A 19,428-nucleotide genomic window follows, 5' to 3' on the forward strand; every position below is an offset into this window, starting at 1 on the left:
TCGATGATAGGTGCAACTTTTCATCGAAATACGGGTTGCACCTAGTTGCACCCTACCGTGAGCAACGGCTAATCTTGCCGCCGGCTTTATTGCCACACCTACGTGGCCTTGATGAGGACAAGAAATTGGCGACGACCACCCTGGGGGTCAAACTTGACGACCCTACCCGCGAGCGACTGAAATCAGCTGCGCAGTCCATCGACCGCACCCCGCACTGGTTGATCAAGCAGGCGATTTTCAATTACCTGGAAAAGCTCGAGGGTGGCGCCACCCTGCCTGAACTCAACGGCCAGCCACACTCGGCCAACGACGACGCCGGCGACCTGCAGGCCGACCACGCCCACCAGTGCTTCCTGGAGTTCGCCGAGAGCATCCTGCCGCAATCGGTGCTGCGCGCGGCCATCACCGGCGCCTACCGCCGCCCCGAGCCCGAAGTGGTGCCGATGCTGCTGGAGCAGGCGCGCCTGCCCGCCGCCATGGCCGAGGCCACCAACAAGCTGGCCGCCGGCATCGCCGAAAAACTGCGCAACCAGAAGAGCGCCGGTGGCCGTGCCGGCATCGTCCAGGGCCTGCTGCAGGAATTCTCCCTGAGCTCCCAGGAAGGCGTGGCGCTGATGTGCCTGGCCGAAGCGCTGCTGCGCATCCCTGACAAAGGCACCCGCGACGCCCTGATCCGCGACAAGATCAGCAACGGCAACTGGCAGCCGCACCTGGGCAACAGCCCGTCGCTGTTCGTCAACGCCGCCACCTGGGGCCTGCTGCTGACCGGCAAGCTGGTGTCCACGCACAACGAAGCGGGCCTGACCTCGTCCCTGAGCCGTATCATCGGCAAGAGCGGCGAGCCGATGATCCGCAAGGGCGTCGACATGGCCATGCGCCTGATGGGCGAGCAGTTCGTCACCGGCGAAACCATCGCCGAAGCCCTGGCCAACGCCAGCAAGTTCGAAGCCAAGGGCTTCCGCTATTCCTACGACATGCTCGGTGAAGCCGCACTCACCGAGCACGACGCGCAGAAGTACCTGGCGTCCTACGAGCAGGCCATCCACTCCATCGGCAAGGCGTCCCACGGCCGCGGCATCTATGAAGGCCCGGGCATCTCCATCAAGCTGTCGGCGCTGCACCCGCGCTACAGCCGCGCCCAGTACGAGCGCGTGATGGACGAGCTGTACCCGCGCCTGCTGTCGCTGACCCTGCTGGCCAAGCAATATGACATCGGCCTGAACATCGACGCCGAGGAGGCCGACCGCCTGGAGCTGTCCCTGGACCTGCTCGAGCGCCTGTGCTTCGAACCGCAGCTGACTGGCTGGAACGGCATCGGCTTCGTGATCCAGGCCTACCAGAAGCGTTGCCCGTACGTGATCGACTACGTCATCGACCTGGCGCGCCGCAGCCGCCACCGCCTGATGATCCGCCTGGTGAAGGGCGCCTACTGGGACAGCGAGATCAAGCGCGCCCAGGTGGAAGGCCTGGAAGGCTACCCGGTGTACACCCGCAAGGTGTACACGGACGTGTCCTACATCGCCTGCGCACGCAAGCTGCTGTCGGTGCCGGAAGTCATCTACCCGCAGTTCGCCACGCACAACGCCCACACCCTGTCGGCCATCTACCACATCGCCGGCCAGAACTATTACCCCGGCCAGTACGAGTTCCAGTGCCTGCACGGCATGGGCGAACCGCTGTACGAACAGGTGGTAGGCAAGGTCGCCGACGGCAAGCTGAACCGTCCGTGCCGCGTATACGCACCGGTCGGCACCCACGAAACGCTGCTGGCCTACCTGGTACGCCGCCTGCTGGAAAATGGCGCCAACACCTCGTTCGTCAACCGCATTGCCGACACCTCCATTTCCATCCAGGAACTGGTGGCCGACCCGGTCAGCACCATCGAACGCATGGCCACCCAGGAAGGCACCACCGGCCTGCCGCACCCGCGCATTCCGCTGCCGCGTGACCTGTATGGCAGCGAACGCGCCAACTCGGCCGGCATCGACATGGCCAACGAACACCGCCTGGCGTCGCTGTCGTGCGCGCTGCTGAGCACCGCCCACACCGACTGGAAAGCCGCGCCCATGCTGGGCTGCGACGCCAGCACCGAAGTGGCCCAGGCAGTGCTGAACCCGTCCGACCACCGCGACGTGGTCGGCCACGTGCAGGAAGCCACCGTCGCCGACGTCGACAACGCCATTTTGTGCGCCATGAGCAACGGCCCGATCTGGCAGGCCACCCCGCCGGCCGAGCGCGCCGCCATCCTGGAACGCGCCGCCGACCTGATGGAAGCCGAGATCCAGCCGCTGATGGGCCTGCTGGCCCGCGAAGCCGGCAAGACCTTCGCCAACGCCATCGCCGAGGTGCGCGAGGCCGTGGACTTCCTGCGCTATTACGCGGTGCAGGCCCGCAACGACTTCAGCAACGACGCCCACCGCCCGCTGGGCCCGGTGGTGTGCATCAGCCCGTGGAACTTCCCGCTGGCGATCTTCACCGGCCAGGTGGCCGCGGCGCTGGCCGCCGGCAACCCGGTACTGGCCAAGCCGGCCGAACAGACCCCGCTGGTGGCAGCCCGGGCCGTGCGCCTGCTGCTGGAAGCCGGCATCCCCGAAGGCGTGGTGCAATTGCTGCCAGGCCGCGGCGAAACCGTGGGTGCGCGCCTGGTAGGTGACGAGCGCGTGAAGGGCGTGATGTTCACCGGCTCCACCGAGGTGGCGCGCCTGCTGCAACGCAACATCGCCGGGCGCCTGGACAGCCAGGGCCGGCCAATCCCGCTGATCGCCGAAACCGGCGGCCAGAACGCGATGATCGTCGATTCCTCGGCGCTCACCGAGCAGGTGGTCATCGACGTCGTATCCTCGGCCTTCGACTCCGCCGGCCAGCGCTGCTCGGCCCTGCGCGTGCTGTGCCTGCAGGAAGACTCCGCCGACCGCGTGATCGAAATGCTCAAGGGCGCCATGGCCGAATCGCGCCTGGGCAACCCCGAGCGTCTGTCCGTGGACATTGGCCCGGTGATCGACGCCGAAGCCAAGGCCGGCATCGAGAAGCACATCCAGGGCATGCGCGACAAAGGCCGCGCCGTGTACCAGGTGGCCATCGCCGACGCCGAAGAAGTGAAGCGCGGCACCTTCGTGATGCCAACGCTGATCGAACTGGAAAGCTTCGACGAACTGCAACGCGAGATCTTCGGCCCGGTGCTGCACGTGGTGCGCTACAGCCGCAAGAACCTCGACCAGTTGATCGAGCAGATCAACGCGTCCGGCTACGGCCTGACCCTGGGCGTGCACACCCGCATCGACGAGACCATCGCCAAGGTCATCGACAACGTCAACGCCGGTAACGTCTACGTCAACCGCAACATCGTCGGCGCCGTGGTGGGCGTGCAGCCGTTCGGCGGCGAAGGCCTGTCGGGCACCGGCCCGAAAGCCGGCGGCCCGCTGTACCTGTACCGCCTGCTGTCCACCCGCCCTGAAGGCGCCATCGAGCACACCTTCAAGCGCGCCGACAGCGAAGCCGCCCCCGACGTGCGCCTGCGCGACGCCATGGCCAAGCCGTTGCAAGCCCTGCAAGCCTGGGCCGGCAGCAACCAGCAGGCGGAACTGGCCACCCTGTGCGGCCAATTCGCCCAGCAATCGCAAAGTGGCGTGACCCGCCAGCTGGTAGGCCCTACCGGCGAGCGCAACAGCTACAGCATCCTGCCGCGTGAGCACGTCCTGTGCCTGGCCGACCAGGAAGCCGACCTGCTGGTGCAACTGGCCGCCGCCCTGGCCGTGGGCAGCACCGCCGTATGGCCGGAAGGCGAGATCGCCAAACCGCTGCGCGCGCGCCTGCCGAAGGAAGTACAGGCCCGCATCCAGCTGGTGCCGGAGTGGACCAAGGACGAAGTGGTGTTCGACGCCGTCATCCACCACGGCGACTCCGACCAACTGCGCGCGGTGTGCCAGCAAGTGGCCAAGCGTGCCGGCGCCATCGTTGGCGTGCAGGGGCTGTCCCATGGCGAGAGCAACATCGCCCTGGAGCGGTTGGTGATCGAACGTGCGTTGAGCGTGAACACCGCTGCGGCGGGGGGCAACGCCAGTTTGATGACGATCGGCTGATAGCTGCAACACAGAGAAGGCGCCCCCCGGGCGCCTTTTTTTTGCCTGCGTTCCATCATCACCACCATCTATCTTGCTGTTCCCCGCCCCACCTCGCTTCTACACTCGGCGCATCAAATAAAAGGATGCCGCCATGTCCGAGACCCTCCTCAGCGCCCGCAACCTGGCTTTCGAGCTGTACGAAGTGCTGGACGCCGAAAGCCTGACCCAGCGCGAGCGCTTCGCCGAGCACAACCGCGAGACCTTCGACGCCGCCATCAGCACCGCGCGCAGCATTGCCGAGAAGTATTTTGCGCCGCACAACCGCAAGGCCGACGAGAACGAGCCGCGCTATGAAAATGGCGCCGCGGTGCTGATCCCGGAAGTGAAGCCTGCAGTGGATGCCTTCCTGCAGGCCGGCTTCCTCAACGCCGCGCGTGCGTTCGAGGACGGCGGCATGCAGCTGCCGACCCTGCTGTCCCAGGCCTGCTTCGCGCATTTCCAGGCCGCCAATGCCGGCAGTACCTCGTACCCGTTCTTGACCATGGGCGCGGCCAACCTGATCGAGAGCTTCGGCAGCGACGAGCAGAAGCGCCGCTTCCTGCAACCGATGATCGACGGGCGTTTCTTCGGCACCATGGCGCTCACCGAGCCGCACGCCGGTTCGTCGCTGTCGGACATTCGTACCCGCGCGGAGCCTGCCGCCGACGGCAGCTACCGCCTGAAGGGCAACAAGATCTTCATCTCCGGCGGCGATCACCCGCTGTCCGAGAACATCGTGCATTTGGTACTGGCCAAGCTGCCCGACGCGCCGCCGGGGGTGAAGGGCATTTCGCTGTTCATCGTGCCCAAGTTCCTGGTCAACGACGACGGCAGCCTGGGCCCGCGCAACGACGTGCTGCTGGCCGGGCTGTTCCACAAGATGGGCTGGCGCGGCACCACCTCCACGGCGCTGAACTTCGGCGATAACGGCAACTGCGTCGGCTACCTGGTGGGCAAGCCGCATCAGGGCCTGGGCTACATGTTCCAGATGATGAACGAGGCGCGCATCGGCGTCGGCATGGGCGCGGTGATGCTTGGCTACGCCGGCTACCTGTACTCCCTGGACTATGCGCGCGAACGGCCCCAGGGCCGCCTGCCCGATGCCAAGGACCCGACCACCGCGCCAGTGGCCATCATCAACCACGCCGACGTGCGACGCATGCTGCTGACCCAGAAGGCCTACGTGGAAGGCGCCTTCGACCTGGGCCTGTACGCCGCGCGGCTGTTCGATGACACCCTGACCGGCGAGACCGAAGAAGTACGCCGCCAGGCCCACGAACTGCTGGACTTGCTGACTCCCATCGTCAAATCCTGGCCGTCGGAGTTCTGCCTGAAGGCCAACGAGCTGGCGATCCAGATCCTCGGCGGCCACGGCTACACCCGCGAATACCCGGTGGAACAGTACTACCGCGACAACCGCCTTAACCCGATCCACGAAGGCACCCATGGCATCCAGTCGCTGGATTTGCTGGGCCGCAAGCTGGCACAGAACGGCGGCGCCGGGCTCAAGCAGTTGATGCGGTTGATCAGCCAGACCTGCGAGCGCGCCCAGGCGCATGACTCGCTGAGCGCCCTGCGCCAGCCGCTGGAAACCATGTTGGCCGCGTTGCAGGGCGTGACCCTGGGGCTGCTGGGCGATTTGGCCAAGGGGCAGGTCACTGGAACCCTGGCGAACTCGGCGCTGTACTTGAAGGTGTTCGGCCATACGGTAATCGGCTGGCGTTGGCTGGAACAGGCGATTCGGGCGCAGGAGGGGCTGGACAGGGGCAACGCCGTGGATCGCGAGTTCTACCAGGGCAAGCTGCAGGCAGCGCGATATTTCCTGACATGGGAGCTGCCAGCCTGTCATCACGACCTGCATCTGTTGCAGAGCCGAGACGATACCTGCCTGGGGATGGCTGACAGTTGGTTTTAGACGCGTGATCGATGACGCAGCCTTCGGCAGCAACTGTCTTGAAACGGCGTCGTCTGCATCGCGACTAAAGTCGGCTCCTACGCCGTCCGTGGTAGCAGCCGGCCTTGGCCGCGATGCAGGCAACGCGATCGACGAGGTACAAGGGGCCCCGTAGCAGCGGCCGTAGGCCGCGTCCGCAGGCGCCGCGCATTCCCAGGCATAACGCGCCGCAGCCGGACGCAGCCTGGCGGCAGCTGCTACGCGGATTCGGCGTAGCCGCTGCCGAAGGCTGCGCTGGCCCTTCTCCACGCTGAAAATCTTCAGTGCACGCCGGGGCCAGCGCAGCCTGGCGGCAGCGGCTACAGCAGTCGCGCCCATCGCACACGTAGCAGCATTGTCTTGAAACCGCGTTGCCTGCAACGCGATCGACGAGGTACACGGGGCCGCGTCACGGCCACCAAAACACGAACCTTTTTGACATGGGTACATTTGCACAGGTTAGAATCCCTTGGCACGCAGCCTGCATGATGCAGGCTGTTTCGCCACCTCAGTTTTAGGGAGTACTGCCTTTGAATGCGACGACCATCAACAGCCTGTTCTTGATCGGCGCGTTGCTGGTAGGTGCTAGCATTCTGGTCAGTTCCCTCTCCTCGCGCCTGGGCATCCCGATTCTGGTGATCATCCTGGCGGTGGGCATGACCGCCGGCGTAGACGGCGGCGGTATCATCTTCGACAACTACCCCACGGCCTACCTGGTCGGCAACCTGGCCCTGGCGGTGATCCTGCTGGACGGCGGCCTGCGCACGCGGGTGGCGAGTTTCCGCGTGGCGCTGTGGCCGGCGCTGTCGCTGGCCACGGTGGGGGTGCTGATCACCACCGGCCTGACCGGCATGATGGCCGCCTGGCTGTTCAACCTGAACATCATCCAAGGCCTGCTGATCGGCGCCATCGTCGGCTCCACCGACGCCGCAGCGGTGTTCTCGCTGCTGGGCGGCAAGGGCCTGAACGAACGGGTCACCGCGAGCCTTGAGATCGAATCGGGCAGCAACGACCCCATGGCGGTGTTCCTCACCGTGACCCTGATCGACATGCTCGCCAGCCACCAGACCGGCCTGCACTGGAGCCTGCTGGGCCACCTGGTGCAGGAATTCGGCATCGGCGCGGTCATCGGCCTGGGCGGCGGCTGGCTGATGCTGCAACTGGTGAACCGTATCAACCTGGCTGGCGGCCTGTACCCGATCCTGGTGGTCGCCGGCGGCCTGGTGGTGTTCGCACTGACCAACGCCCTGCACGGCAGCGGCTTCCTGGCCGTGTACCTGTGCGGCCTGGTGATGGGCAACAAGCCCATCCGCAGCCGCCACGGCATCCTGCACATGCTCGATGGCATGGCCTGGCTGGCGCAGATCGGCATGTTCCTGGTGCTGGGCCTGCTGGTCACGCCCCACGACCTGCTACCCATCGCCCTGCCGGCCCTGGCCCTGGCGCTGGGCATGATCCTGGTGGCGCGGCCGCTGTCGGTGTTCGTCGGCCTGCTGCCGTTCAAGGCCTTCCACGGCCGTGAGAAAGCCTTCATTTCCTGGGTAGGCCTGCGCGGCGCGGTGCCGATCATCCTGGCGGTGTTCCCGCTGATGGCCGGCCTGCCCGAGGCGCAGCTGTACTTCAACCTGGCGTTCTTCATCGTGCTGGTGTCGCTGTTGGTGCAGGGCACCAGCCTGCCGTGGGTGGCCAAGCTGCTGAAGGTCACCGTGCCGCCAGACCCGGCGCCCATTTCCCGCTCGGCGCTGGAGGTGCACGTCACCAGCGAGTGGGAGCTGTTCGTCTACAAGCTGGGCGCCGAGAAATGGTGCATCGGCTCGCCGCTGCGCGAGCTGAAAATGCCCGAGGGTACCCGCATTGCGGCCCTGTTCAGGGGCCAGGAACTGCTCCATCCGTCGGGTAGTACAGTGTTGGAAGTGGATGATTTGCTGTGCGTAATTGGCCACGAACACAATTTGCCAGCACTCGGAAAGCTGTTCAGCCAGGCGCCGCAACGGGGTCTGGATTTGCGTTTCTTCGGCGACTTCGTGCTCGAAGGGGACGCAGAACTGGGGCCTGTAGCCGCGTTGTACGGTTTGCAGCTCGACGGCCAGGACCCGCAGACGCCGCTCAGCCACTTCATCATGCAGAAGGTTGGCGGCGCGCCGGTGGTGGGCGACCACGTGGTGTGGAACAACACAATCTGGACCGTGGCCGTGATGGACGGGAACAAGATCCAGAAAGTGGGCGTCAAACTGCCCGAAGGAAGTGCGCCGGGCCCCGGACTCTTCCTCTAAACTGCCATTCTCTCTCGAGCTGTAAACGACTTTTCACTATGCCCTCACTGCGCTCATTTTTCTCCGCAGCCCTGCTTGGGCTGTGCCTGACTGTCACCGCCGTCCACGCGGCCGACCCACCCACTAGCGAGTCCGTGCAGCAAAGCATCGACAAGATCGCCGACCGCAAGCTGTCGGACGCCGACCAGAAAGCCCTGCAACAGGTGCTGGAGCAGACCCTGGCGTACCTTTCCAGCCGCGACGACAGCAACAACCAGCTGCCCGCGCTGAAGAAACAGCTGACCGAAGCCCCGCAAGTGATCAGCGAGAACCAGCGCGAGCTGACCAAGCTCAAGGCCACCAAGGTGATCCCGGTAGCCCAGCGCTACGCCAACCTGTCGGTGCCGCAGCTCGAACAACTGCTCAACGACCGCGGCGCCCAGCAGGGTGACCTGCAGAAGCAGCTGACCGAGGCCAACAGCCTAAGCATCACGGCCCAGACCCGGCCGGAGCGGGCGCAGACCGAGATCAGCAACAGCCAGGCGCGCATCACCCAGATCAACGGCATCCTCAAGGCCGGCAAGGACAACGGCAAGGTGGTGTCCGCCGACCAGCGCAACCAACTGCTGGCCGAGCAGGCCTCGCTGAACGCCTTGATTGCCCTGCGCCGCCAGGAGCTGGCCGGCAATACCCTGTTGCAGGATCTGGGCAACAGCCAGCACGACCTGGTGTTCGAGAAAATCTCGCGCATCAGCCAGGAAATCCAGGACCTGCAGTCGCTGATCAACGAAAAACGCCTGGCGCAGTCGCAAGAGACGGTGACGCAGCAGTCCATCGAAGCGCAGAAGGCCGGCGGCAGCAGCGTGCTGGCCACCGAGAGCGCCACCAACCTCAAGCTGTCGGACTACCTGCTCAAAAGCACCGACCGCCTCAACGACCTGACCCAGCAGAACCTGCACACCCAGCAGCAGCTGGACAGCCTGACCCAGAGCGACCAGGCCCTGGACGAGCAGATCAACGTGCTCAAGGGCAGCCTGCTGCTGTCGAAGATCCTCTACAAGCAGAAACAGGCACTACCGCACCTGAAGGTGGACCGCAACCTGGCGGACGAGATCGCCGACATCCGCCTGTACCAGTTCGAGGTCAACCAGCAGCGCGAAGCCCTGAGCAGCCCCACCGCCTACGTCGATGGCCTGATTGCCGCGCAGCCGCCCGAGCAGGTCACCCCGCAACTGCGCAAGCAGTTGCTGGACCTGGCAGTTACCCGCAGCGACCTGCTGGAGCGCCTGAACCGCGAGCTGAGCGCCCTGCTCAACGAGTCCATCACCCTGCAGCTGAACCAGAAACAGCTGCTGAGCACCGCCCTGAGCCTGCGCGCCACCCTCGACGAGCAGATGTTCTGGATTCCCAGCAACAAGCCGCTGGACCCCGACTGGCTGGAAAGCGCGCCGTCGCACCTGAGCAAGCAGCTGACCACCCTGCCCTGGGCCTCCAGCCTCAGCGAGCTGGCCGACGGCCTGGCGCAGCGGCCGCTGTTCTTCGTGCCGCTGTTGCTGCTGATCGGTGTGCTGCTGTGGCGCCGCAGCTACCTGCACAACCGCCTCAACCGCGTGCACAAGGACATTGGCCACTTCAAGCGTGACAGCCAGTGGCACACGCCCCAGGCGCTGCTGGTCAACGTGCTGCTGGCCATCCCGGTGGGCCTGGGCCTGGCGCTGTGCGGCCTGGCCCTGCAGATAGACGCCCGCGGCCAAAACGCCAGCCTGGGTTCGGCGCTGCTGCAAATGGCCCAGGCCTGGCTGGTGTTCTACACCGCTTACCGGATACTGGCGCCTGGCGGCGTGGCCGAGGTGCACTTCCGCTGGCAGAAGCCCCAGGTGGAGTTCCTGCGCAACTGGATCCGCCGCCTGGGCATTGTGGTCATGGCCCTGGTGGCCGTGGTGGCGGTGGCCGAGCTGCAGCCTTCGGCCCTGGCCGACGATGTCATCGGCATCGTCGTGGTGCTGACCTGCTACGCCCTGATGGCCTGGCTGCTCAGCCGCCTGCTGCTCAGCAGCCCCACCCACGGCAACACCTCGCTGTTCCGCAAGGCCGTGGGCGTGGCCTTTACCGCGCTGCCGGTGGCGCTGTTCATGGCCGTGTGCTTCGGCTACTACTACACCGCGCTGAAGCTCACCGACCGGCTGATCGACACCCTGTACCTGCTGATGCTGTGGCTGGTGATCGAAGCCGCCTTCGTCCGCGGCCTCAGCGTGGCGGCACGGCGCCTGGCCTACCAGCGCGCCCTGAGCAAGCGCCAGGCGGCCAAGGAAAGCGGCGACGGCGAGATTCCCGTGGAAGAGCCGACCCTGGACATCGAACAGGTCAACCAGCAGTCCCTGCGCCTGATTCGCCTGGCGCTGATGGGCGTGTTCATTGCCGGGCTGTACTGGGTGTGGTCGGACCTGATCAGCGTGTTCGCCTACCTGGACAACATCACCCTCTACGAATACACCAGCGGCACCGGCGCCACCATGAGCATGGTGCCCATCAGCCTCGGCGACCTGCTGGGCGCGCTGATCATCGTCGGCATCACCGTGGCCCTGGCGGGCAACCTGCCAGGCCTGCTGGAGGTACTGGTGCTGTCGCGCCTGAACCTGGCCCAGGGCAGTGCCTACGCCACCACCACGCTGCTGTCGTACATCATCATCGGCATCGGTTTCGTCTCGTCGCTGTCGACGTTGGGTGTCAGCTGGGACAAGCTGCAGTGGCTGGTGGCGGCGCTGTCGGTAGGCCTGGGCTTCGGCATGCAGGAGATCTTCGCCAACTTCATCTCCGGCATCATGATTTTGTTCGAACGTCCGGTGCGCATCGGCGACACCATCACCATCGGCAGCCTGTCGGGCACGGTGAGCAAGATCCGCATCCGCGCCACCACCATCACCGACTTCGACCGCAAGGACATCATTGTCCCGAACAAGACGTTCATCACCGGGCAACTGATCAACTGGTCGCTGACCGACACCATCACCCGCGTCACCCTGAAGCTGGGCGTGGACTATGGCTCGGACCTGGACCTGGTGCGCACGCTGCTGCTCAAGGGCGCCCAGGAGAACCCACGGGTGCTCAAGGACCCAGGGCCCAGCGTGTACTTCCTCAACTTCGGCGAAAGCACCCTGGACCACGAGTTGCGCATGCACGTGCGCGACCTGGGCGACCGCAACCCGGTGCTCGACGAGATGAACCGCTACATCAACCGCGAGTTCAAGAAGAACAACATCAACATCTCGTTCCGGCAGATGGAGGTGTACCTCAAGAACACCCAGGGCCAGGAGTTCAAGATGGTGCCGATGGACAAGGTCGACGAGCAGTTGCTGCCCAACGCCCAGCCGCAGGCGAAAACCCGGCCCGAGCCGCCCGACATTCATCTGGACTGACTGGACGCCATGGCCATCCCCCAGCAGAATGCTCGGACATTCTGCTGGAGATGGCCGTTGAAAGCCCTCGACGAACTGACCTTCGACAACCGCTTCGCCCGCCTGGGCGATGCGTTCTCAACCTCGGTATTGCCCGACCCCCTCGACAACCCGCGCCTGGTGGTGGCCAGCGATGCGGCCATGGCGCTGCTCGACCTGGACCCTACCGAGGCCCACTCCCCCACCTTCGCCCAGCTGTTCGGCGGCCACAAGCTGTGGGCCGAGGCTGACCCGCGAGCGATGGTGTATTCGGGGCACCAGTTCGGTGGCTACAGCCCGCGCCTGGGCGACGGCCGCGGGCTGCTGCTGGGCGAGGTCTACAACGACGCAGGCCAGCACTGGGACCTGCACCTCAAGGGCGCCGGCCTGACCCCCTATTCGCGCATGGGCGACGGCCGCGCGGTGCTGCGCTCGTCGATCCGCGAGTTCCTTGCCAGCGAAGCGCTGCATGCCCTGGGCATCCCCAGCAGCCGCGCGCTGTGCGTGATCGGCTCCGACACCCCGGTATGGCGCGAAACCCAGGAGCGCGGCGCCATGCTGCTGCGCCTGGCGCCGAGCCACATACGTTTCGGCCACTTCGAATACTTCTACTACACCAAGCAGCCGGAGCAGGCCAAGGTGCTGGGCGAGCACGTGCTGGCCATGCACTTCCCCGAATGCCTGGAGCAGCCCGAGCCGTACCTGGCCATGTTCCGCAGCGTGCTGGAACGCAACGCCGAGCTGATCGCCAAGTGGCAGGCCTATGGCTTCTGCCACGGGGTGATGAACACCGACAACATGTCGATCCTGGGCATTACCTTCGACTTCGGCCCGTTCGCCTTCCTCGATGACTTCGACGCCAACTTCATCTGCAACCACTCCGATGACCAGGGCCGCTACAGCTTCAGCAACCAGGTGCCCATCGCCCACTGGAACCTCAGCGCGCTGGCCCAGGCGCTGACACCGTTCATCAGCGTCGAGGCCCTGCGCGAAACCCTGGAGCTGTTCCTGCCGCTGTACGAGGCCCACTACCTGGACCTGATGCGCCGCCGGTTGGGCTTCACCCGCGCCGAAGACGGCGACAAGGCCATGGTCGAAAGCCTGCTGCGGCTGATGCAGAACAGCGGCGTGGACTACAACCTGTTCTTCCGCCGCCTGGGCGACCAGCCAGCGGCGGCCGCCGTGGCGGTGCTGCGCGACGATTTCGTCGACCGCGAGGGCTTCGACCGCTGGGCCGCCGATTATCTGCAACGTACTGCCCGCGATGGCGACGACGCCGGGCGTACTGCGCGCATGCACGCGGTGAACCCGCTGTACGTGCTGCGCAACTACCTGGCGCAGAAAGCGATCGATGCAGCCCAGCAAGGGGATTACGAAGAAGTGCGCCGGCTGCACCAGGTGCTGACCCGGCCGTTCGAAGCGCAGGAAGGCATGGACGCCTACGCCCAGCGGCCGCCGGAGTGGGGCAAGCACCTCGAAATCAGTTGCTCCTCGTGATCGACCCCTGGAAATGGCGTCGCCTGCATCGCGACTAAAGTCGGCTCCTACGCCGTTCGAGGTAGGAGCCGGCCTTGGCCGCGATGCAGGCGACGCGATTCATGGGGTATACGCAGTCGCTGACGCGGCCTGTGGCCGCTGCTACGGGATTCGCTTAACGGTAGAATCAGCAAAATGCCAAATCTGGAGCCACCATGTCCGAACCCCTGGTCATCCCCTGCCCGCACTGCAACGGCCTCAACCGCATACCCGCCGAGCGCCTGGGCGATTCGCCCAAGTGCGGGCGCTGCAAGGGCCAGGTCATCCTGGCCGCACCGTTCGACCTGGCCCAAGGCGACTATGCCAGCCAGATCAAGGGCGACCTGCCGCTGTTGGTGGACGTGTGGGCGGAGTGGTGCGGGCCATGCAAATCCTTCGCACCGATCTTCCAGCAGGCCGCCGGCCAACTGAGCGGCCGCTGCCGCCTGGCCAAACTGGACAGCGAGGCCAACCAGCAGCTGGCCGGGCAATTGAACATTCGTTCGATCCCCAGCCTGATCCTGTTCAAGCACGGTCGCGAAGTGGCGCGCCAGAGCGGCGCGTTCCCGTTGCCGCAGCTGCTGGCGTGGCTCAACAGCCAGGGCATTTAAGCCGCAGCGTTGGCTTCCAGCAGCTGGTGCAGTTCGACGAACTGCTGGGTCAGCTTGTGCCGTGGGTCCAGGTGGATCAGCGGCATGCTGGCCTGGTGTGATTCGCGCATGCGCACCGAGCTTGTCAGGTACACAGGCAACACCGGCAGACCTTCGGCGATCAGTTCGTCAAGCATCTGCTGGGGCAGGCTGGCGCGGGCCTGGAACTGGTTGACGACAATGCCTTCCACTTCCAGGTCTTCGTTGTGGTCGTCGCGCAGCTCGCCGATCTCGGCGATCAGGCCGTACAGCGCCTGGCGCGAGAAGGTGTCGCAGTCGAAGGGAATCAGCACGCGATCGGCGGCGATCAGCGCGGAAACCGCGTAGAAATTCAGCGCCGGCGGCGTGTCGATGTAGATACGGTCGTAGTCTTCGGCCAGCTCATCCAGCAGCTTTCGCAGCTTGTTGATCTTGTGCTTGGCTTCCAGCTTGGGCTGCAGGTCAGCCAGCTCCGCCGTGGCGGTGACCACGTGCAGGTTGTCGAAGGGCGTTTCGTAGATATCCACCGTGTTCTTCTTGGCGAACGGCCCGGAGGACAGGGTCTGCTTGAAGAAGTCGGCGATGCCCATGGGGATGTCCTCGCCCGTCAACCCGGTCAGGTAATGGGTCGAGTTGGCTTGTGCATCCAGGTCGATCAGCAGGGTGCGATAGCCCTCCTGGGCACTGACCGCCGCCAGGTTGCAAGCGATGCTCGATTTGCCAACGCCACCTTTCTGATTGAACACCACGCGCCGCATGGAAAACCTCCGTGTACCAGTGAATGCCCGAGTGTAGATGGCTTGGTGGCACGGCGGCCAGCACCTTTGAACGGATATCTCGCATCCCGTAGCAGCGGCCGCAGGCCGCGTCACAACCACGCTGGCGTGGTAGATCGATGGCGGACGCGGCCTGCGGCCGCTGCTACAGGGGCGGGGTCAGAGCTGGAAGCGCCCCACCATGTTCTTCAGGTCATGGGACAGGCCCGACAGCGACTGGCTGGCTTCGTCGATCTGGCCGGCGCCTTCCGAGGTCTGGATCGACAGGTCGCGGATGTTGACCAGGTTGCGGTCGATTTCGCGTGCCACCTGGGCCTGTTCTTCCGAGGCGCTGGCGATGACCATGTTGCGCTCGTGGATCAACGAGATCGCCGCGGCGATTTCGTCCAGGGCGGTGCCGGCGGTCTTGGCGGTGTCCAGGGTCGACAGCGCCTGGTCGTTGTTGGCCTGCATGGTCTCGACCACCTTGGCCGTGCCCTGCTGGATGGCCGCGACCATCTGCTCGATTTCCTGGGTGGAGGTTTGCGTGCGGCCGGCCAGGGCGCGCACTTCGTCGGCCACCACGGCGAAGCCGCGGCCCGCCTCGCCGGCACGGGCGGCCTCAATGGCGGCGTTCAGCGCCAGCAGGTTGGTCTGCTCGGCCACGCCACGGATCACGTCGAGGATCTTGCCGATGTCCTGGGAGTGGGCGGCCAGTTCCTTGACCTGCTCGGAGGCGTCTTCGACGCGCTCACCCATGCGCTGGATGGCGATGATCGTGGTGTCGACGCGCTCACGGCCCAGCTGGGCGGTGCGGGTAGAGGCGCTGGAAGCGTCGGCGGTGGAGACGGCGTTGCGCGCCACTTCTTCCACTGCCGCGGTCATCTCGTTGACCGCGGTGGCGGCCTGCTGGATCTCGGCGTTCTGGTTGTTCAGGTCGCCCGAAGTCTGGTTAGTGATGGCGGTCATTTCTTCCGACGCCGCCGCCAGCTGGTGCGACGAGTCGCCGATCAGGCGCAGGGTGTCGGTCAGGCTCTTCTGCATGGCCACCAGCGAGCGCAGCAGCGCGGCGGCTTCGTCTTCGCCATCGACGTTGATACGGCCAGTGAGGTCGCCCTGGGCGATACGGCCGGCGGCGGTCACCGCTTCTTCCAGCGGCTTGACGATGCTGCGGGTCAGCATCCAGGCCAGCACCACGGTCAGCAGGAAGACAATCACCAGCACCACGATGGTGGTCTGCATGGCGGTCTCGTAGCGGGCCTTGGCGGCGGCGGTGTACAGGCCGGATTCCTGCAGGTTGATCTTCACCAGCTCGTTGAACAGGTTGCCGGTCTGGTCGGACAGGTCCTGGATGGGGCCGTTGAGCAGCGCCAGCATGCCCTGGGTGTCGCCCTGGTCAGACAGCGCCTGGTAGCGCGACAGCTGCTCCTGATAGCGGCCCACCACGCTTTGCATCTGCGCGAACGCCGAACGGGCGGCGTCCGGCACGATCGGGGTGTAGCCCTGCAGCGCCTTGTCCAGCTCGCCGCGCAGGAAGGTCATGCGGTCCAGGGCCGGGCGCAGCTGCGCAGGGTCGCGGTTGAGCATCAGACGGAAGGTGAGCACGCGAATGCCCAGGGAGTTGTCACGAATGCTGCCCAGCCACCGGGTGCCGGCGTGGGACACGTCCTCGGTATGAATCACGGCTTCACGCATGTGCGTGATCTGGTTCATGGAGAAGATGCCAAAGCCCAGCATCAACAGGCTGATCAGGCCGAAACTGAGGAAGGCACGGGTCGAGATGCGCAGCTGACGGACGTTCATAGGGACTCCAGGGGGATAACTCGCCCTGAAGTCATCGGCCTGGGGTGCGACAACTTGAACGGACCATTTCGACCATTTATCAAGGGCTTGATTGCCGGGTCACAATGTCCACGAACGCCTTGGCCATGGCCGAGGTGTTGGCCTTGCGCTGCACCAGCCACACCGAGGTGATGGCCTCGGGGTCGAGCAGGGTGCGGTAGACCACACCTTCGATGCGCATGGACTGGTAAGAGGCCGGCAATACCGACACGCCCAGGCCGGCCGACACCAGGCCGATGATGGTCATGGCCTCGCCAGCCTCCTGGGCGAAGTGCGGGCTGAAGCCGGCCTGGGTCGCCAGGTTGATCAGCTGCGCGTACAGGCCGCTACCGTAGCTGCGCGGGAAAAACACGAACGGCTCCTGCGCCAGGGCGTTCATGTACAGCCCCGCTTCGCTGCCCTGGGCTAGCGGGTGGTCGGCGTTGAGCACGGCCACCAGCGGTTCGCTGAACAGCTCGACCCAGGTCAGCGAGTCGGGCAACGGCAGGGGCCGTATCAGGCCCACTTCGATGGTCTCGTCCACCAGCGCCTCCGCCACGCCCACGCTGCTCATTTCCTCCAGGTTCAGGTGCACCGCCGGGAAGGCCTGGCGGAACGCGTAGATGGCCTTGGGAATGCCGGAGTTGAACGGCGCCGACGAGGTGAAGCCGATCTTCATCTCGCCCAGTTCGCCCAGCTGCGCGCGGCGCGCCACGTTGGCGGCCTTGTCCACCTGGGCCAGCACCAGCCGCGCCTCTTCCAGGAACAGCCGCCCGGCCTCGCTGAGCGCCACCCGACGGTTGGTACGCTCGAACAGGCGTGCGCCCAGCTCCTGCTCCAGCGCCTGGATTTGCTGGCTCAGGGGCGGTTGCGAGATGCCCAGCACCTCGGCGGCACGGCCAAAATGCAGCTCTTGAGCCACGGCGATGAAGTAACGCAGGTGTCGCAGTTCCATGGCGGCCTCGAATAGGTCGTTAAAGCTATCAAATGGGTCGAACAATATATTGGAAAGAATAATTAGCCAGCTATATGCTTTTTCTCATTGCCACTTCTGCCGCACCTTTCGAGGCCCCGCGTGAAAACTGCCGCTGCCGTCCAGCACTCCGAAACGCCCCCCACTTCCCTCGCCGATGTTGCCACGCACTTGAGCGAAGCCTACATCGAGAAAGGCACGCCGCTGTTCATGCGCACCGTGCTGGCGCTGTTCTCCGGCGGCTTCGCCACCTTCGCGCTGCTGTACTGCGTGCAGCCGATGATGCCGATTCTTTCCAAGGAGTTCGCCATCAACGCGGCGCAAAGCAGCCTGATCCTGTCGGTGTCCACCGGCATGCTCGCCATCGGTTTGCTGATCACTGGGCCCATCAGCGACGCCATCGGCCGCAAGCCGGTGATGGTCTTCGCCCTGTTCGCCGCCGCCCTGTGCACCCTGGCCAGCGCCATGATGCCCACTTGGCAGGGCGTGCTGGTGATGCGCGCACTGACAGGCCTGTCCCTCAGCGGCCTGGCCGCGGTGGCCATGACCTACCTGAGCGAAGAGATCCACCCGCAGCACATCGGCCTGGCCATGGGCTTGTACATCGGCGGCAACGCCATTGGCGGCATGAGCGGGCGGCTGATCAGCGGCGTGCTCATCGACTTCGTCAGCTGGCACACGGCAATGCTGGTGATCGGCGCCCTGGCCCTGGTTGCCGCGCTGGTGTTCGTGAAGATCCTGCCCGAATCGCGCAACTTCCGCCCACGCAAAATGAACCCGCGCGGCCTGCTGGAAGGCTTCACCATGCACTTCAAGGACGCCGGCCTGCCGTGGCTGTTCCTGGAAGCGTTCTTGCTGATGGGCGCCTTCGTCACGCTGTTCAACTACATTGGCTACCGCCTGCTGGCCGGCCCGTACCACATGAGCCAGGCGCTGGTGGGCCTGTTGTCGGTGGTGTACCTGGCGGGCATCTACAGCTCGGCCAAGGTCGGCGCCCTGGCCGACCAGCACGGCCGCCGCAGGGTGTTCTGGATGAGCATCACCCTGATGTTCGCCGGCCTGCTGGCCACCCTGCTGAGCCCGCTGCCGGTGATCATCGTCGGCATGCTGATGTTCACCTTCGGCTTCTTCGGCGCCCACTCCGTGGCCAGCAGCTGGATCGGCCGCCGCGCCACCAAGGCCAAGGGCCAGGCCTCGTCGCTGTACCTGTTCAGCTACTACGTAGGCTCCAGCGTGGCGGGCACCCTGGGTGGGGTGGCGTGGAACTATGCGGGGTGGAATGGGGTTGGAGTGTTTATTGGTGGGTTGCTGGTGGTGGCGTTGGCGGTGGCGGCGCGGTTGGCGCGGCTGGCGCCGTTGGGGGTTGGAGGGAAGTGAGGTTGCTGCAATTGCCAGCCCTTGATAAGCTAGTGGCTCGGGCTCTTATAGAGCAGGGGTATTGAACATCACGGCGATATTGGTTCAATACTGTGGATGTGCAGGGCTCGCCAGCCTTGTGGTAGCGGCAACCAGCAACAACGGTTGGCTTTCGACCCCTTTCGGTTTTTGCCGGACGTGCTAAGCGAGCGCTGCGACTACCAGCCCGAATGATTTAGAAAAAGGCGCCTAAGGCGCCTTTTTTGTTTTCAGCTTTCCAACATTCGTGGCGCTACGACTCCTGTGGATTTTGTAAGCTGTGATTACAGAATAATAATTCTCATCATTCCGATCAGTCTGTGGAGACAGAATTACGCACCCTTTCGCGCCCCTCACAACTGTCAAGCGATACCCTTCCTTGGTCTGATGAAACTCACACAGAACTTGCGCCCCCGGCATGAGGATGCTCGCCACATAGCGGGGAATGCCTTGGATTCCGACACACCCCCATTTGGCCAGTTCGTGGGCGTGGCTCCCCCAGATATGGTTGACTCCAAAGCCATTATTGATTCCAAAATGCCTCCCGGCACGCAGATAAATGTCTCCGCCGGGTAGGGTCAAGTTGCGGCTTTTGTAACTCGATATGTAACCATAGCTTTC

The 19,428-nt window shown here is 64.9% G+C and carries 10 protein-coding genes and 1 pseudogene; 7 read left to right on the plus strand and 4 right to left on the minus strand.

The genetic code is table 11. From position 1 onward, the window contains the following. The first annotated feature begins 125 nt into the window (after positions 1-125). From putA to trxC, 6 genes are all read left to right on the plus strand, one after another. The gene (putA, locus tag AC0Z2B_RS01110) at positions 126-4,079 is read left to right on the plus strand and encodes a trifunctional transcriptional regulator/proline dehydrogenase/L-glutamate gamma-semialdehyde dehydrogenase (RefSeq protein ID WP_476294816.1); all 3,954 of its coding nucleotides are present in this window, start codon (positions 126-128) and stop codon (positions 4,077-4,079) included. A gap of 133 nt (positions 4,080-4,212) precedes the next feature. Next, complete coding sequence (locus tag AC0Z2B_RS01115; RefSeq protein ID WP_476294817.1) at positions 4,213-6,015, plus strand: acyl-CoA dehydrogenase; 1,803 nt, start codon at positions 4,213-4,215, stop codon at positions 6,013-6,015. A gap of 548 nt (positions 6,016-6,563) precedes the next feature. Further along, positions 6,564-8,306 (plus strand): potassium/proton antiporter, encoded by a 1,743-nt coding sequence (locus AC0Z2B_RS01120; RefSeq protein ID WP_476294818.1) that lies wholly within the window; start codon positions 6,564-6,566, stop codon positions 8,304-8,306. Positions 8,307-8,344: 38 nt separating this feature from the next. Beyond that, positions 8,345-11,701 (plus strand): mechanosensitive channel MscK, encoded by a 3,357-nt coding sequence (mscK, locus tag AC0Z2B_RS01125; protein WP_476294819.1) that lies wholly within the window; start codon positions 8,345-8,347, stop codon positions 11,699-11,701. Positions 11,702-11,758: 57 nt separating this feature from the next. After that, positions 11,759-13,216, plus strand: a complete 1,458-nt coding sequence (gene selO / locus AC0Z2B_RS01130) for a protein adenylyltransferase SelO (protein WP_476294820.1) — start codon at positions 11,759-11,761, stop codon at positions 13,214-13,216. A 194-nt stretch (positions 13,217-13,410) separates the two neighbouring features. Further along, positions 13,411-13,845 (plus strand): thioredoxin TrxC, encoded by a 435-nt coding sequence (trxC, locus tag AC0Z2B_RS01135; RefSeq protein WP_476294821.1) that lies wholly within the window; start codon positions 13,411-13,413, stop codon positions 13,843-13,845. Here the strand turns inward: trxC and AC0Z2B_RS01140 are convergent. The 4 genes and pseudogenes from AC0Z2B_RS01140 to AC0Z2B_RS01155 all read right to left on the minus strand — a co-directional run bounded on the left by AC0Z2B_RS01140 (position 13,842) and on the right by AC0Z2B_RS01155 (position 17,394). Next, a complete protein-coding gene (locus AC0Z2B_RS01140; RefSeq protein ID WP_416422082.1) occupies positions 13,842-14,621 on the minus strand; it encodes a ParA family protein in 780 nt (259 codons plus the stop codon). The genes trxC and AC0Z2B_RS01140 overlap by 4 nt on opposite strands. 177 nt (positions 14,622-14,798) lie before the next feature. After that, positions 14,799-15,662: a methyl-accepting chemotaxis protein gene (locus AC0Z2B_RS01145; protein ID WP_476294925.1), complete on the minus strand. Its 864-nt coding sequence runs from the start codon at positions 15,660-15,662 to the stop codon at positions 14,799-14,801. Next, positions 15,657-16,421: pseudogene (locus tag AC0Z2B_RS01150) on the minus strand (MCP four helix bundle domain-containing protein); the annotation flags it as partial. The pseudogene AC0Z2B_RS01150 and the gene AC0Z2B_RS01145, both read right to left, overlap by 6 nt. Positions 16,422-16,500: 79 nt before the next feature. Further along, positions 16,501-17,394, minus strand: coding sequence for a LysR family transcriptional regulator (locus tag AC0Z2B_RS01155; RefSeq protein WP_416422081.1), 894 nt, complete (start codon positions 17,392-17,394; stop codon positions 16,501-16,503). Positions 17,395-17,514: 120 nt separating this feature from the next. On the opposite strand from AC0Z2B_RS01155, the gene AC0Z2B_RS01160 reads away from it, so the two are divergent. Continuing rightward, positions 17,515-18,789 (plus strand): MFS transporter, encoded by a 1,275-nt coding sequence (locus AC0Z2B_RS01160; RefSeq protein ID WP_476294822.1) that lies wholly within the window; start codon positions 17,515-17,517, stop codon positions 18,787-18,789. Positions 18,790-19,428: the final 639 nt, after the last annotated feature.

This window comes from Pseudomonas sp. GYB4201, assembly GCF_056312595.1.

Bases quoted from the DNA above. Each gene is read 5' to 3' on its own strand.
- AC0Z2B_RS01140 (WP_416422082.1), bottom strand. From the start codon at position 14,621: ATGCGGCGCGTGGTGTTCAATCAGAAAGGTGGCGTTGGCAAATCGAGC.
- AC0Z2B_RS01145 (WP_476294925.1), bottom strand. From the start codon at position 15,662: ATGCAGAAGAGCCTGACCGACACCCTGCGCCTGATCGGCGACTCGTCG.
- AC0Z2B_RS01155 (WP_416422081.1), bottom strand. From the start codon at position 17,394: ATGGAACTGCGACACCTGCGTTACTTCATCGCCGTGGCTCAAGAGCTG.
- trxC (WP_476294821.1), top strand. From the start codon at position 13,411: ATGTCCGAACCCCTGGTCATCCCCTGCCCGCACTGCAACGGCCTCAAC.
- AC0Z2B_RS01115 (WP_476294817.1), top strand. From the start codon at position 4,213: ATGTCCGAGACCCTCCTCAGCGCCCGCAACCTGGCTTTCGAGCTGTAC.
- mscK (WP_476294819.1), top strand. From the start codon at position 8,345: ATGCCCTCACTGCGCTCATTTTTCTCCGCAGCCCTGCTTGGGCTGTGC.